Genomic DNA, 14,546 nt, shown 5'->3' with positions numbered 1-14,546 from the left:
TATATCACCGTAATGAAGGGAGCTTAAATCGGATGCCAGAAATTACGATCAGGCTGTATGAAGGAAGGACGGATGAGCAAAAGCAGGAGATAGTGGAGGTGTTCACACGCGAGCTCTCGCGTATTATCGACCGTGAGCCGGATTACATTTCCATCAAATTCAATGAAATCCCGTGGGACGAGAACGTTCCTGATAATTTGAGAGCCATGCAATCACAGAAGCAGGGAGGGGAGAAGACGTGAAGCCGGTAGATATCGTGCCACCAAGCCGGAATGCGACCGGGCTTCACTCGTCTGGTCTGGGCGCTCGGCTCGGAGATGCGGGACGTTATCTGTGGCGATACCGGATACTATATCTGCTCTCGGTACCGGGTATTCTGTATTTTTTCCTCTTCAAATATGTACCTTTATTCGGTTCAGTCATTGCCTTTCAGAACTACAACATTTTCAAGGGCATCACCGGAAGTGATTGGGTAGGTCTGGAGCACTTCCAGAAGATGTTCAGCCATTATGATTTTTTAAGAATTCTCAATAACACACTTCTGCTTGGATTATATGATCTTGTGATTGCATTTCCAGTACCGATTGTGCTGGCAATTCTGCTCAATGAAGTGCGGATGATTATGTTCAAGCGTATGCTGCAAACGATTGTATACATGCCTCACTTTTTGTCCTGGGTCGTCATTAGCGGCATCTTCATGGGTATTTTTTCGATGGACGCCGGGGTGGTGAACAAGGCGCTTGAATTTCTGGGGATGCAGCCGGTCTACTTCCTTGGAGAAGACTCGTACATTCGTTCCATTCTGATTGGTTCCGGGATCTGGCGCGACTCGGGGTACGGCACGATTATTTTCCTGGCTGCCATTGCCGGCATCAATCCCGATCTGTATGAGGCGGCAGAGGTGGATGGAGCTGGACGTTTGAAGCAGATATGGTCGATTACCCTGCCATCCTTGCTGCCAACGATTATGATTCTGTTGCTGCTGCACATTGGGAAGTTCCTCGATCTGGGCTTTGAGCGTGTGTTTGTATTTCTGAATCCGCTTAATCTGGAATCGGGCGAGATTCTCGATACGTACATCTACAAAGCCGGGCTTCTCTCACAGCAGTACAGCTATACAACAGCCATCGGGTTGTTCAAGTCGGTCGTGGGCTTGATGCTTATTCTACTCGGTAACTTTTTTAGCAAAAAAACAACCGGCGAAAGCCTGTATTAGGAGGCGAGGTAGATGCGTACCCCCAGTGTCCGTTACCGTATATTTCGCATTGGAAATCTCGTTTTTCTTACGCTGCTCTCGTTGACGATGATTCTGCCTTTCATTAACGTGCTGGCCCAATCACTTAGCAGCTCGGAAGCGATTATGGGCGGAAAGGTCAGCTTCTGGCCTGTTGCTTTTACCTGGATCAATTACGAATATGTATTCGGCGATGCTGCCTTCTGGCGGGCCTTTGCGGTATCAGTTGGGGTAACGTTAGTGGGTACGCTGGTCAATCTCGCCGCAACGGCATCACTCGCGTATCCCGTGTCCCGTCCAGAGTACAAGGGGCGCTCTCTTGTTGTCATGTTTGTCCTGATAACCGTTGTATTCTCGGCGCCGCTCATTCCGAACTTTATCCTGATGAAGGAGCTTCATCTGGTCAACAATCCACTGGTGCTGATTGTGCCAGGAGCGATTAACGCCTTTAACTTTTTTGTCATGCGTTCGTTCTTCTCACAGCTACCGGGTGAACTGATCGACGCTGCCCGCATCGATGGCTGTGGGGAGTTTGGCATCATCTGGCGTATCGTTATTCCATTATCCAAACCGGCCATGGCATCACTTGGCATTTTCTATGCGGTGGGCCACTGGAATGCGTATTCCACGGCGCTCTATTATCTGAATGATCCGGCCTGGTGGCCGATTCAGGTCACGCTCAAGAAGCTGTTTGAGAGTGACGATATTTCCGTTGATCCGGGTTCCGCCGTCTATAGCACCCTAGCACATACATCGCCGGAAGGCATCAAAATGGCGACCATCATCATCGCCACCTTGCCAATCATTATCATTTACCCTTTCCTGCAAAAGCATTTTGTAAAAGGAATCATGGTCGGCTCCGTCAAATCTTAACTACAAGCAGCATACAGATCTGACGGAAACGGGGGAATGGCGATGTTCAGAATCTTGATTACGGATGATGAGCCGATGATTCGGATGGGTCTGGCAAAGATGATTGAGCAAGCAGGGCTGTTTGAATGTGAGATTCGACAGGCGACGAATGGGGAAGAAGCCCTTCAGGTGGTGAAGGACTTTCGGCCACATATCCTGTTCACGGATATTCGCATGCCAACGATGGATGGCATTGAGCTATGCCGACATTTATCCGAGCAAGGCAGTACGATGCGCATTATTGTAGTCTCCGGTTATTCTGACTTTGAATATGCAAGAGCCTGTATGGATTATGGGGTTAAGCGATATCTGCTCAAACCTGTGGGACGACAGGAGCTCCATGAGCTGCTGCTCAAATTGCTGGTCTCGGAAGAGGATAAACCTACGGTATCTCTTGTCCCCGTGAGGGAGCTGAATGATTGGGCCATGCGTCTGGAAGAGGCGATATGGGAGCTAAGGCAATCCGATGTGACTGAGCTGCTCGCAGCATGGTCAACTCGTTATCCGGCATATGCCCTGATGCCTGAGCAGACAGCAGAGCTTTTTCAGGAATTGCTGGAATTGATCGTGGCTCGAATGAATGCACGGGGAAACGGAACGATGAGTACGTCCAGCGAGGTAATTGTAAGCGCTTCCTCAAAAGAGTGTTTTGAGGCTCTGGGCAACGAAATCCAGATGTTGATGAAGACAATCAAGGAAAAGCGCAGCGGCAAGCGCAAACATCCGGTAGAAGAAGCAAAGGCTTATCTGGCGCAGCATTTGCGCCAGGAAGTGTCACTGGACGAGATTGCCGCCAAGTTGGGACTGAACCCGTCTTACTTCAGCCAACTGTTTAAACAGACGACTGGTCAGACCTTTATCCAATACCGAATACGCAGCAAAATGGAACTGGCCAAACGCATGCTGGAACAGCCGGGCAACCGAATTACGGATATATCCTACGAAGTGGGGTATGCGGATCATCCCCATTTTACCAAAACATTCAAGAAGATTACCGGACTGACCCCATCCGAATACCGAAGCAAGTTGGGCATTGAATGATGAAGCGCAGCCTGTCAATCCGCCTGTTCTTTCATTTTGCCATCGTGATTACGTTGTCCCTGTCCGCCATCGGCTTTTTTACCTATACCTATGCTTCGACTGAAATGAACGATCAGCTGGCGGACAACATCGCCCAAACGATGCGTAATACGGCATACCAAACTGATCTGTATTTGCAAAATTATGATCGCGCGACCTACTCCATCCTCTCGAATGGAAGTGTGAAGCACTTTCTCGATATGAATTCGGAAGATAGTTATGCCTATTACGAGTACAGCCGTCAGATTAAAAGGAACGTATTCCCGCCTGTCTTTATGTTATATCCACAGATCAAGTTCCTGTATGTTATTGGGGAGAACGGGCGGGTTGTCATCGATGATAACCAGAATTCAGCGGGCATACCCGATATCGATGCTGTACAGCAGTATAAGGAGCTGCTCGCTGCAACCCCTGCGAATGGCGAATCAACTTTGCTTACCCGCAGCATTCGCAGTGGACAGAGTGCCAATGTCATTACGATTGCACGCCGGATCAGGGGAATGTCCTCCTATACACCCAATGGAGTGTTGGCGATGGAAGTAAATGTGCTGGAGCTTGACAACATCTGGGGAGAACTCGATCTCGGTCAAGGGGGATACCAGTATGTGATGGATCAGAACGGAAATGTCATCTACCTTCCTGGGGACGAGCAGGCGCAGACCGTGATGTCGTCCAGCACGGTGGACAGACTTATGGACATGGAGGCAGGATCACTGGAACAGGACACGGATGGCACCAAACGGCTGTTTATATCGGAACTGTCTGCCTATTCGGGCTGGCGCTTTGTCGCTTCCGTGCCGCTGTCGGAGCTTCAAAGGCCAATTGCAACGATCCGCTCAGCCACATTATGGGTTGGTGCAGGGACCTTGCTCGCTGCACTTGTTGTGGCCTACCGGATTGGAGCATCTCAAGTGGAACCCATTCGGGTGCTGATGAACGGCATGAGACAGACGGAGAAGGGAATCTGGAACAAGGTGGAGATGAAGGAACGGCGTGATGAGATCGGAGTGCTGATCCGCAGTTATAATCTGATGGTCAGTCGTCTGTCGGACATGATTGAGAGTGTATATGAGTCAGAACTGCGCCGCCAGAAGTCGGAAATTGAGCTACAACAGGAAGCGTTGGAACGACACCGTGCGGAATTTCAGGCGCTCCAGTTGCAGATCAATCCGCATTTTCTCTACAACACGCTGGAGACGATCAAATGTTATGCCGTTGTACAGGATTCCGAAGAAATTACGCAGATGGTGGAATCGATGGCTCATATGCTCCGTTATTCCATTCAGACCAATCTGGAGGAAATTACGGTTGCCAATGAGCTGAAGCATGTGCTGGCCTACCTTTCCATCATGAAACATCGCATGGATCGGGAGCTTGAAGTTGAAGTGATCATTGCACCGGATCTGTTGTTGGAAAAAATGGTTCGTCTTACCCTCCAGCCCCTGGTGGAAAATGTGCTGCAACATGCGTTTCCGCAGGGCATGGAACCCGGTCATTTTATACGCATCGATGCTCGGCGTCTGGAAGATCGATTTCTTGTCATCATTCAGGATAATGGTACAGGGATGAGCAAGGCACGTCTGGAGAAGCTGCGTCGCCGTCTGGAACTGAACCGCCTGGCAGGTGAAGACACTGATGATGTTTATCATCGCGGAGGGATCGGACTTATGAATGTGCATCGCCGGATTCAGCTCGTATTTGGAGACACGTACGGTTTGATGATGGAGAGTGAGGAAGGCATGGGAACGACCATTACGATGGCGCTTCCGGCGGACCAGCACAGCAAGCGGATTTAATTCAGACCAATAACAAGGAGGAAGATAGAACATGAATATCAATTTACAGAACAAAATCGCATTGGTCACAGGTTCCAGTGGAGGGATTGGCGCTGCTATTGCCGGAGCATTGGCTCGTTGCGGGGCGAAAGTTGCTGTGAATGGTCTGCATAATATGGAGCGGGCGGAGGAAGTTGTGACCGCAATCCGGGATGCTGGTGGTGAAGCGGCGGCATTCCAGGCAGATGTGACAGATACGGATGCGATCAGGGCGATGGTTGAAGATATTACACTCTGTTTTGGCGGTCCAATTGACCTGTTGGTTAACAACGCGGGACATCTGGTAGAGCGAAGCCCCATTGAAACGATGAGTGAGGAGCTGTACAGCCGAATTATGGATGTCAATCTGAAGAGCACCGTCTTTGTCTCCAAAGCGGTCATTCCTGGCATGAAGGCGGCTGGTGGCGGACGAATTATCAATCTGACCTCCGTAGCGGCTCATAATGGTGGCGGGCCGGGTGCAGCTATTTACGCAGCATCCAAGGCGGCCATCATTGCGTTAACCAAAGGGCTTGCCAAAGAGCTTGCACCTGGCGGGATTACGGTGAATGCTCTCTCTCCAGGCTTCATCGGACAGACGGCGTTCCATGCTACATTTACCTCGGCAGAAGGTCGGTCTTCTGCGGTAAGCAGCATCCCGCTTGGACGGGAAGGTACTCCCGATGATGTCGCAGGAGCGGCGTTGTACCTTTGTTCTGACCTGGGTTCTTTTATTACCGGAGAGACGCTTGAAATCAATGGCGGCATGTATATGCGTTGATGTTACAACATTGCGATAAGGAGGGGACAAAACGATGGAAGTGAAGCGAAAGCTTACAGAAAGATCGTTGTACCAACCCATCAGCGGGCCGTTTCATGTGGACTATGCCCCTGACGAGCATACTGTTCTGGCAGAGAATCCGCCAAGGTTTACCTGGATGGCGGCACAGCAGGAGGATGACAATGCCTATCTGCTGCAAGTGTCGGCGAGCCCTTCTTTTCAGGAAGAAGAAACGATGACCTTTGCGCCGATTCCGTATAATTTTTTTACGCCGGACCGGGTATTTGAAACCGGGGATTATTATTGGCGATATGCGCTGCTTGTGAATCATCCAATGCAGCAAGGGAGCGACTCCGAAGCACATGTCGCACAGGGGAAGCCAGAAGAAATGTCAGCATGGAGTGAGGTACGGCGTTTTATGGTACCAGTGGGACTACCCGAGACACCTCTACCTTCCCGGGCACAGCGATACGTCTCCACAGACACGTCTCACCCACGGCTGTGGCTTGGTGAGCATGGGCTGAATGCACTTGCCAGAAGTATTGCATCCGATTCCGCGTATTGTGGCTGGGATGCATTTATGGCCAATTCCGTGGAGCCGTGGGCAAACCGTGAGCCAATTCGTGAACCGCAGCCTTACCCGGAGAACAAACGTGTCGCCGCACTCTGGAGGCAAATGTACATTGACTGTCAGGAAGTGTTATATGCCATTCGTCATCTGAGTATCGCCGGGCGGGTGCTTCGAGACAAACGGCTGCTTGAAGCGGCGAAAACCTGGCTGTTGCATGTGGCAGCTTGGGACCCGGAGGGAACGACCTCCCGCGATTATAATGACGAGGCGGCCTTTCGGGTTGCCGCTGCGCTCGCTTGGGGTTATGACTGGCTGCATGAGGAGTTGAACAGTGAGGAGCAGGAAGTGGTAAGGCGCAGTTTGCTGCGTCGTACAGAACAGGTAGCCCAGCATGTGATGGTCCGCTCGAAGATTCATCATGTGCCCTATGACAGCCATGCGGTGCGTTCATTGTCCTCCGTGCTTGTACCGTGCTGTATGGCTTTGTTGCATGAGGAGCAGCAAGCTGCAGCGTGGCTGGATTATGCGATCGATTATTATGCCTGTCTGTACTCCCCTTGGGGTGGCAGTGATGGGGGTTGGGCGGAAGGTCCGATGTACTGGACAACAGGCATGGCCTATGTGACCGAAGCGATGAATCTGCTGCGAAACTATGCGGGCATCGACTTCTTCCGTCGACCGTTCTTCCAGCGTACCGGGGATTTTCCGCTCTACGTGTACCCGCCTGATGCACGGCGCGCCAGCTTTGGAGACCAGTCTACGCTGGGTGACCCGGTAAACCTGAAAACAGGTTATCTTGTGCGCCAACTGGCTGGGGTTACAGGCAATCGCTGGTACCAGTGGTATTTTGAGCGTGTACGCCAATCCGATCCGGGGACAGAGGGAGCTTTTTATAACTACGGCTGGTGGGACTTTAAATTTGACGAATTGGTATATCGCCACGATTATCCGCAGGTGGAGGAAGAGTCGCCTGTAGACATCGAGCCGCTGAAGTGGTTCCGTGATGTGGGGTGGGTAGCCATGCATCACCGGATGGATGATCCGGATGAGCATATGATGCTGCTGCTCAAGTCAAGCCGTTACGGCTCCATCAGCCACAGTCATGCGGATCAGAACAGCTTTACCCTGCATGCATTCGGCGAGCCGCTTGCGGCGGATACCGGCTATTATATCGCGCATGGAAGTTCCTTTCACCGGGAATGGCGCAGGCAGACACGCTCCAAAAACAATCTGCTGATTGGCGGAGCAGGGCAGTATGCCGAAAACAACAAGGTGCTGAACATGGCCGCAACCGGACAGATTGAAGAGGCCTATTGGCGGGATGGCGATGGTTATGTACGCGCGGTAGCAACGGATGCCTATGCCAGCACCGTACCCCATGTGAAGCGTGTTATACGGGATATTCATTTTCTGCAATCCGCCTACTTCGTTATTGTGGACCACATTGATCTGGAGAAACCGGACAGGATTCAGTGGCTGTTCCATGCACTGCACCCGTTACAGCTGAAAGGGCAGAGCTTCCGTCTGAACGGCACTAAGGCGGGGCTTGAGGGGACGTTTGTATATGCTTCCTCTGGTGAGTTGTCGCTCAGCCAGACGGATCAATTCGCAGAGGTGGACCCGACAGAGTACGAAGGGCTGGACAGACATTATCATCTGAGCGCGGAAACGCGGCCTGCGACAAGTCATACCATTGTAACGCTGCTTGTTCCCTATAAGATCGAGGAGCCGAAGTATGTCCCTTATTTCATCGATGACCAGGATCACGGCATTCATCTCTATTTTACCGACAACGGTATAACAAAAAAGATCGAGGTATCCAAGACGTACTAGTAAGTGATGACCTAAAGAAAACGCAATCTCATCTAAAACATCCCCATTGTTGCAGGCGGTGGGGATGTTTTATCATTTGTATGAAAGCGCTTCACCAATAAGTGATACCTAAACCTAATCAGGATGAAAAGAGGGGTAGCATGAAAAAGTGGATGATCACAGGCATGGCGCTATTGCTGACGGCAACCGTCATGGCGGGATGCAGCACTGGAAGCGGGGCGGAATCCGGTGAGAATGGGGGAGACGGCAAGACGAGATTCTCCATGTCACTGCGAACGCTGGCGTATACGTATGTGGAGAAGTCGCCGGACATCAACCAGGATAAATGGGTGAAAAAGCTGGAGGAACTGACCCATACCGATCTGAAAATCGTGCTTGTGCCTCATAAGGAATATGAGCAGAAAATGGTCCAGATGTTTGCCACCAATGATATTCCTGATGTGGTGCAGGGTGATGGCGGCGTCAACGGCAAGGAGATGGCCGGTTCGGTCGAAGCCGGAGTATTCCAGCCGCTGGATGAGCTGTTGCAGCAGTATGGGCAAGATTTGCTGAAGGCTGTACCGAAGGAAGCCTGGGACCAGGTCACCCATGACGGTCAGATCTATGCCATTCCCGAATATTTATCCAATCCATCCCGCCGGGCAACCTGGATTCGTAAGGACCTGCTGGATCAAACCGGATTGCCGGTGCCTACCACGGTGGAGGAAACATTGGAAGTGCTGCGCGCCTTTAAAAAGCTTGGCGTGGAGAATCCATATATGGGGCGTGAGGATTTCAAATATGCGGATACCTTCTTTGGGGCCTATGATGTGCAGCAGTTCCTGTCCATGATGGAGCAGCAGGGCGACCAGATTGTACCTAAGTTCATGGATAACGAGAATATGCAGCAAGCCCTGACGGTTTATAAGACGATGTACGAAGAAGGGCTGATTAACAAAGAGTTTGCGACCATTAATTCGACGGTATTCAAAAATACGATTCTCTCCGGCAAGGCGGGCATGTGGTCCATGAACGCCAACGAACTGATTCAATGGGAGAAGCAGATTAAAGCGTCGGTTCCCGATGCCAAAATCGAAATTATCCCTTCGCCTGTTGGGCCGGACGGAAAGGGCGGGTATTATCTGTACGGTCCGGTGACACGTGCCTACTTTATCAATAAGGATGCTGCTGATCCGGCCTCCATTATCCGTTTTTTTAACTGGATGGTGTCCGATGAAGCGGAAAAATTTTTCACGTACGGGACGGAGGGAGAAACCTATACAGAGGATAATGGCGTGATTTCGTATACCTCTCCAACGGATTCCGCTGGCGTGGATGAAGAGCGTTACCGTCAGTCGTTCTTATGGTTTGTACAGGACACAACGTACAATAAAGGCTCGTTATCGCTGACAGAAGAAGGCAGGAAGCTGATGAATATTTACGATACGATTTTAGCCAAAGAAGGCCGGGATGGCATCAACTTTGATCCGCGGTTGGAGGCCTTTGTACAGAATCCCGAGATTGCTCCCAATTCGGATACACCTCCTCAGGTATTGCTCACACACATGATCAAGATGGTTTATGGTAAGGAACCGATCTCGGATTGGCCAAAAGTGGTAGAGGAATGGAAAGCCAAAGGTGGCGATCAGGCCATCAAGGAAGCTACGGAGAAATTTAAGAAGGGTGAGGGCGTGTCCGCACCACGTCGCTAACTATATAAGTCGAACTATACATTTTACACGATAACGGAGAGGACAGAAATAACCTTAAGAAGCGAAGCGCGCGCCTTTATCCCCGGATTTTCCCCTTTGAAAAGAGGAATCAAAAAATTTGAGGATAACAGTGATCAGAAGGTTGTTCTGTCATCGGAGTGGCAAGTCAGGCTGAATACGGAGGGATACTAATGAAAGACTTGTTCAAAACGTGGACGAAGCGGGCTGTACTTCTTGCCATATCTTTCATACTCATTAGCGGTATCGCCATTCCTGTGCATAAAGTCCGGGCGATGGAAGACGATATTCCTCATTCTGTTATCAATGCTGCACAAGAAGAAAATATCCCGGAACCCGACGGTCCAGAACTGGAGATTTACGCGGAAAACTTTGATGATCCCGACAATTTTGGCTCTACCGGCGGAATTGCATTGAAGGCACCGTGGCGTCAGGACGGTGCGGGTGGGAGCAAGGTCAAAACGTCTTCTTCAACAACCGCACCATCCCAACCCAATATGATCAAGATGGACGGAACCGATGCGCTTGCACTGCCTCTAAACTTGACTGGATACGGAAATATACGGCTGAGCTACTACACGCGTGCTTCCTCCTATGTAAGCGGCAGTGTGATTATTGAATGGTCGAAGGATGGTGGCACATCCTGGACGACGCTGGAGACATTTGAACTTCCCCCGGGCACCCCGGACCTGAAGAACAAGGAAGGCAATACGCTAAAAAGCTGGACGCTGGGTTCGGAAGCGAACAATAACAGTACAGTGAACATTCGATTTCGGACAGGAGATGCCATGCAGGCCAACATGTATATCGACAATGTTGCCATTTACGGTCAAGCGATTCCCGGCATAACGCCTGCCCCATCTCCAGTGCCGCCTGGAGAAGAGAATACTGAGTTTACGCCACCGCAAGGAGTGACTTTATACGAGGATGTGGAGATTGGCATGGCTGGTGGGCGGGCGATGTATTCATCCATTGCCGTTCCCGAGACAGCGACAGCTGAACCGATGCCAGTCATGGTCTATATCCATGGAGGTGGATGGAACCACGGGGATCGAAAGCAGGCATTAAACTCCATATGCAATTATGTACTTAAACGCGGTTACATCGGTGTATCTCTCGATTACCGGCTGACGCCTGAGGCGCCTTTCCCTGCCCAGATTCAGGATGTCAAACTTGCTATCCGATATTTGCGGGCCCATGCTTCCCAGTACAATCTGGACCCAAGTCGTATCGGCGTCTGGGGATCATCCGCGGGTGGTCATCTGGCCGCATTACTCGGGACTACGGGAGACTTGGTCGCTGGTGCTCCTGTCATGCTTGATACAGGAGTCACGGCAGAGGTCCCAGATCTCGAAGGCTCTGGAGGCTGGCCCGAGTATTCCGACAAAGTGCAGGCGGTCGCCGACTGGTACGGACCTGCCGATTTTACGACGACATTTGCTAATAACTATAGCTCGGTCACGGCCCTGCTTGGCGGGCATCGTGCGTTCGATGTTCCGGAGCAGGCCAGACTTGCCATGCCGGGCACTTATGCTTCACCGGATGATCCACCGTTCTGGATTCGGCACGGTGACGCTGACGCCACTATTCCCTATACCGACAGTGTTACTTTGGCGGGACAGCTTCAATCTGCGGGTGTGCCCATTGTGGATATGAAAGTCGTACCCGGTCAAGGTCATGGATTCACAGGGACGGCTTCCGAGACTGCGAATGCAGAGGCATGGGCCTTCCTGGATGAACATGTGAAGAACCGGATCGTTACGGAGCCTATTATTTACAAAAGCAATCCTGAAGACACTTCGCCTGAAGATGAAGAAGTGGCTGAAGAAAAACCGTTGATTGAAAAGGTCATCGCCAGTAAGCTGCCAAGCGACGATGCGGCGATTGACAGCAGCAAGCCTGACCTGAATTTCAATCAGGCCACGGGCTCCAGTACCGGATTACTAAGCATCTCTTCCACTTCTTCAACCAAGAAATATGTGTACTTCAAATTTGATATGTCTGGAAATGAGCCGGAAGGAGATCGGTATCGATTGCGGATTGCAGCCAAGAAAGGCACATCAAATATCGATACCACGTTGTCTCTGTACGGTTTGAATCTAACAGACTGGAGTGAATCATCGTTAACCTGGTCGAATGCTCCGGTCCAAAGTCTGAGCGAAGGTTCGCTGCTCGGCACATTCCAGGTTACGGCAGATCGGAATGGAAGCCCAGCCGTCTATGAAGTGGATGTAACCGATGTTGTGAAGAGTCGTCCAGATGCGGAGCAGGTTGCATTTTTGCTTGCGGATGCGGAATCAACGGGTGTTTCCGTGAACGTATACACCAAGGAAGCGAATGGAACGAGCAATCCGCGTCCACAGTTAGCAGTCATTGCTTTGATCGAAGAAGGCAGTGACACGCAGTCACCCGAATGGGAGCAGGGAGCTGAGCTTGAGGTTCGCAACTGGGGTACGGATTTTGCGGAACTGAGATGGCCAGCGGCTAGCGATGATACAGCTGTATCTGCCTACCGAATTTATCGGGATGGAGTCCTGCTGGCAGAACAAAGTAAGCGGTCATTTCATGACAGCGAACTTGCAGCTGGGACATTGTATACGTTTCAAGTGAAAGCAATTGACGAGGCGGGCAATATCAGCAGTGCTTTATCAACCGAAATGACAACCCTTGCGGTTCCGGTATCGTCCCTGCCTGTGGCTTCTGTCACGGCAAGTGGCAGCGACGGCAACCTCGCGACCAATACCCTCGACAATAACAGCTATACACGCTGGTCTGTTGCCGGGGAGGGCCAATGGATCACATTTGATCTGGGTCAGATACAGTCAGTGGGTTATGTGGGGATTGGTTTTTACAAAGGGGATGTCCGAAAGACCTTTTTTGAGATGGAATCGTCTGTTGACGGTGAGCAGTGGACCCAGGTATTCAACGGCGAAAGCAGTGGGGATACAACCGAAATGCAGGCGTTTGATATCCCGGATATATCTGCACGTTATGTGCGAATCACCGGACGTGGCAATTCAGATGCAAGTATTTACACAAGTCTGACCGATGTGCATCTGTATGCCGCTTTTGAAGGAGGAGGGACACCTGTGGCTCTGATTCCACACATTGTGCCACAACCACCTGAAGGGACGATGCCCTTTATCTCCCCAGGTCTGACGGAAATAGATGGCACACCACATGCTGTCCATGCTCCACATGCCGTGACCGGACGTACAATTGATGTACGGGATTATGGAGCAGATCCTGCCGACAATATGAGTGATGACCGCCCTGCTATACAGGCTGCCATGCACGAGGCCAACGTTGGGGATGAAGTGTTTTTGCCTGACGGAGTGTACAATTTGTTATCCGGGCCGGATGGAACCACCAACCTGATGCTCAAATCCGGGGTGAATCTGAGAGGAGAGAGCCGTGAAGGAACCGTGCTCAAGACATCACTGGATCAGGTGACGGGCAGTGCCGTTCTGAAGGCATCAGCTCAGCATAGCATTCTCGTATCCAACATGACCCTCACTTCATCCTGGTCCGGCAGCTACACGACGGATCATCAGTCCAATAATCCCTCCGCAGGGGGGCCGGATAGTCTGATTCATATCGCCAATTATGGTGAGTTACCATCGTATGACATTACAATTGACGGCGTAATTGTGGAGAAGTTCAAACGAATGGCGATCCGAATTGAGCACAGCCGCGATGTCGTTGTGAAGCATGCCACATTTCGCAATGCAACCGATCTGGGCCCCGGAGGTTCAGGATACGGAATTTCAATTCAGGGAACGGCCAAGACCGATCGACTTGGTTTTGATAATGATACGTTATGGAATGTGGTGGAGGACAGTACATTTGAGGGTCCTTATCTCAGACATGGAGCACTGATTCAGTTTGTGGCTCACAATAACGTGTTACGTGGCAATACATTTAATGGAACCAAGCTGGATGCCATTGATCTTCATGGTGAACTGGAGTATTTGAATGAAATCTCTGGCAATGTCATTACGGATGTGCTGACAGGTGCAGGGATTGGGCTTGGCAATACAGGGGGTTCAGCGCCCAGTAACCACAGCAAGTCTGGCAAAGGAAACTACATCCATGACAACACAATCAAGAACAGCCGGATCGGTATTTCGGTGACGATGGGTACCCCCGATACTCTAATTGAGGATAATCTCATCGAGAATACAACCACGATTGCAGATGCGGCTGGAATCAAAGTGTTGAATGGACCAGGTACGGTAATTCGCGGCAATGTGATTCGTAACAATACGGCGAGCGGTTACTGGGGTGTGAGGCTTGAGCGTGACAAAGGCGATGCCGGAGCAGGCAATGTCGGCGAAGGGGACCCTGAGAATGTGTCGATTGAAGATAACCTTATTGAAGGGAACACAAACGGAATCGGTCTCTTTGCCGGAGTAGGCATTCTAATGAAGGCCAACATTTTAAACAACGTGAATGAGAATTATTACAAAGCAGCAGGTGTTACAGTTACCGAGTTATAAAAGATCAGAGCAAGTAGCCTGATGGGGCTACTTTTTTATAGTTTGTTTATTTAAGATTCACTAAAGGTTCGTCCTCTACCATGGTTACATAAGCCTCAGTTGCTTAACAGAAA

General features: G+C 50.7%; 9 protein-coding genes. All 9 read left to right on the top strand.

Features of this window, described 5'->3' with window-relative positions:
* Positions 1-32: 32 nt before the first annotated feature.
* The 9 genes from ACE3K2_RS05785 (at position 33) to ACE3K2_RS05745 (ending at position 14,433) form a co-directional block, all read left to right on the top strand.
* On the top strand, positions 33-242 hold the full coding sequence (locus tag ACE3K2_RS05785) for a tautomerase family protein (protein WP_421887834.1): 210 nt from the start codon (positions 33-35) through the stop codon (positions 240-242).
* Between the two features lie 56 nt (positions 243-298).
* Positions 299-1,216, top strand: coding sequence for an ABC transporter permease (locus ACE3K2_RS05780; RefSeq protein ID WP_249911862.1), 918 nt, complete (start codon positions 299-301; stop codon positions 1,214-1,216).
* A gap of 12 nt (positions 1,217-1,228) precedes the next feature.
* On the top strand, positions 1,229-2,107 hold the full coding sequence (locus ACE3K2_RS05775) for a carbohydrate ABC transporter permease (protein WP_036672498.1): 879 nt from the start codon (positions 1,229-1,231) through the stop codon (positions 2,105-2,107).
* Between the two features lie 42 nt (positions 2,108-2,149).
* Positions 2,150-3,187 (top strand): response regulator transcription factor, encoded by a 1,038-nt coding sequence (locus ACE3K2_RS05770; RefSeq protein ID WP_421887831.1) that lies wholly within the window; start codon positions 2,150-2,152, stop codon positions 3,185-3,187.
* Positions 3,184-5,022: a cache domain-containing sensor histidine kinase gene (locus ACE3K2_RS05765; RefSeq protein WP_421887828.1), complete on the top strand. Its 1,839-nt coding sequence runs from the start codon at positions 3,184-3,186 to the stop codon at positions 5,020-5,022. Before ACE3K2_RS05770 ends, ACE3K2_RS05765 begins: the two co-directional genes overlap by 4 nt.
* A 31-nt stretch (positions 5,023-5,053) precedes the next feature.
* Positions 5,054-5,821 carry an SDR family NAD(P)-dependent oxidoreductase gene (locus tag ACE3K2_RS05760; RefSeq protein ID WP_421887825.1) on the top strand — a complete coding sequence of 256 codons (768 nt, stop codon included), beginning with the start codon at positions 5,054-5,056 and terminating at the stop codon, positions 5,819-5,821.
* 34 nt (positions 5,822-5,855) lie between these two features.
* Positions 5,856-8,225: a DUF4962 domain-containing protein gene (locus ACE3K2_RS05755; protein WP_421887822.1), complete on the top strand. Its 2,370-nt coding sequence runs from the start codon at positions 5,856-5,858 to the stop codon at positions 8,223-8,225.
* Between the two features lie 140 nt (positions 8,226-8,365).
* Positions 8,366-9,916, top strand: a complete 1,551-nt coding sequence (locus ACE3K2_RS05750; protein ID WP_421887819.1) for an extracellular solute-binding protein — start codon at positions 8,366-8,368, stop codon at positions 9,914-9,916.
* 191 nt (positions 9,917-10,107) lie between these two features.
* Positions 10,108-14,433: an alpha/beta hydrolase fold domain-containing protein gene (locus tag ACE3K2_RS05745; RefSeq protein ID WP_421887815.1), complete on the top strand. Its 4,326-nt coding sequence runs from the start codon at positions 10,108-10,110 to the stop codon at positions 14,431-14,433.
* Positions 14,434-14,546: the final 113 nt, after the last annotated feature.

Source organism: Paenibacillus sp. (assembly GCF_048976745.1).
Lineage (GTDB): Bacteria > Bacillota > Bacilli > Paenibacillales > Paenibacillaceae > Paenibacillus.
This window is presented reverse-complemented; position numbering and strand designations above follow the sequence as displayed.